The following is a 1741-nucleotide window of genomic DNA, read 5'->3' as shown; positions in this document are numbered from 1 at the left end:
CCTCGATGACTCACGGGGTGGCTGTCCCTCTTGATCGATTTCGGCTGATGGAGATTTCTGCCTGGTCGTCCTGTTCGCTGCGGATAGGTGGCGTGGCAGCCTGCCCGGGACGCTCGGGTGGGCGGCGGTTCCACGGGCCGCGATGAGGCCGGGGCTCTTCCTCCTGGGATAGGTGGGACGCGTTCGCGATGGTCAGGTGGGTGCGGGCAGGGCGCAGAGCCGCTGCCAGCAGGTCAGGAAGGCGTGTTTCCACGGCCAGGTGGCGCTGATCTTCACGATTCGCCGGCGGGCGTGGGTAACGAGCCTGGCGGGCAGGTGCCACAGGCAGTAGCGGAGAGTCTGTGGCTCGGCGCGGGCCAGCTCCGGGTCGTCGTGTAGGCCGAGTAGCCGGGTCCAGGCGTCGAGGTCGGCGGCGAGGTTGCAGGCCAGGACCCAGCCGACATTGACGTTCCAGGTCTTGGACGGCAGGTTGCGCAACCCCATGGCCTTGTTGCAGCGGACCCGGTCTTCGACTTCGGCGTGGTCGCGGTGGACGGCGTCGATGAAGGCGAGCTGGTGGCTGCCGCCGATGCCGCGCAGGCCGCGAGGGCCGAGGTTGGTGGCGATGATCGCGTACTTGAAGCCGGTCCGCTTCTCCAGGTCTGTGAGTTGCGCCGCGTCGCGGGCCGAGGGGCGCACGCGGCGGACCAGCAACCTGACGCCCCACAGCTGGGCGCGTGCGTCCAGGCCGGTGAGCTCGGCCACCTGCGCGTGCTCGTGGACCTCGCCATCCTGGCGGACGGCGGCCTGCCAGGCGGTCTCGGGGAGCTTGGCGATCGCTGTCTCGTCGGTATCGGTGATCTTCCAGCCGACGGTGAAGCGGACGGTGCGCCGGGTGGTGTTCAGGCCTTTCATGTGTTCGACCAGGTCGTGGGTGGCGCCCGCGCCGTCGATCCGGATCCAGAGCTTGGCGCGGAAGACGTCGGGGACCTGAGCGATGGCTTCGGTGAGCACCCGCACGTGGTCGGTGACAGTGTTGGAGCCGGCCGATCCGGTGCGCAGCAGCATCGCCAGGCACTCCTGGGTCTGGGCGCACCAGGCGGCCAGCGGATGAAAACCGTAGCCCTTCTTGAACGTCGCAGAGGCGCCCTGCTTGCCGGAGTGGGCGGTGATCAGCGTCGCGTCCAGGTCGATCACGATCCAGCCGGTCAGCACCTTGCCGGCCACGCTCAGCCAGGGGAATCCCGTCTCGGTCGCGGCGACCAGCCGCCACACGTGCCGCCGCACCCGCGCCCGCGCCCGAGCGATCCGGACCTGCAACTGCTCCGACGTCCCGACGGGCTCCAGCGTCCGCCGCACGGTGGAGTCCGAGGGCGGCCTGCCGAAGAGCTGCTCCTGGTGGGACAGCAGGGCGATCTGCCGCATGCTGGTGGCTCCCAGCGCGATCGCCACCGCGAGTTGGACGAGGACCACGCCCCGGTCCCACACCACAGACCCGCCCAGCCGGGCGAACACACCGCCCAGCGCTCCGGTTAACCCCGTCTGATCAGCGCATTTGCGCAGGAGCGTGGCTCCCGCGTGTCCGATGAGCCCCTTGCCGTCCCCTCGGACAGACAAGCGGCGGTCCCATGCCGTAGCGTTCACCCGGAAGGTGCGTCCGTTCTGTGCGATGTTGTGATCTCAGCAATCCGATCATCGCAGGTCGGAGGCACCTTCTTTATTTATTGATCTTCACCGGGAAATACCGCCTGAATAGCTGAGG

The 1741-nt window shown here is 68.5% G+C and carries 1 protein-coding gene; it reads right to left on the bottom strand.

Features of this window, described 5'->3' with window-relative positions:
- Window positions 1–192: 192 nt before the first annotated feature.
- Window positions 193–1596, bottom strand: coding sequence for an IS1380 family transposase (locus AB0C16_RS39950; RefSeq protein WP_357691348.1), 1404 nt, complete (start codon window positions 1594–1596; stop codon window positions 193–195).
- Between the last annotated feature and the right edge of the window lie 145 nt (window positions 1597–1741).

It is taken from the genome of Nonomuraea sp. NPDC048916 (assembly GCF_040649575.1).
Lineage (GTDB): Bacteria > Actinomycetota > Actinomycetes > Streptosporangiales > Streptosporangiaceae > Nonomuraea.
Note: the sequence above shows the minus strand (reverse complement) of the source record. Positions and strands in the feature narration are given on the sequence as shown.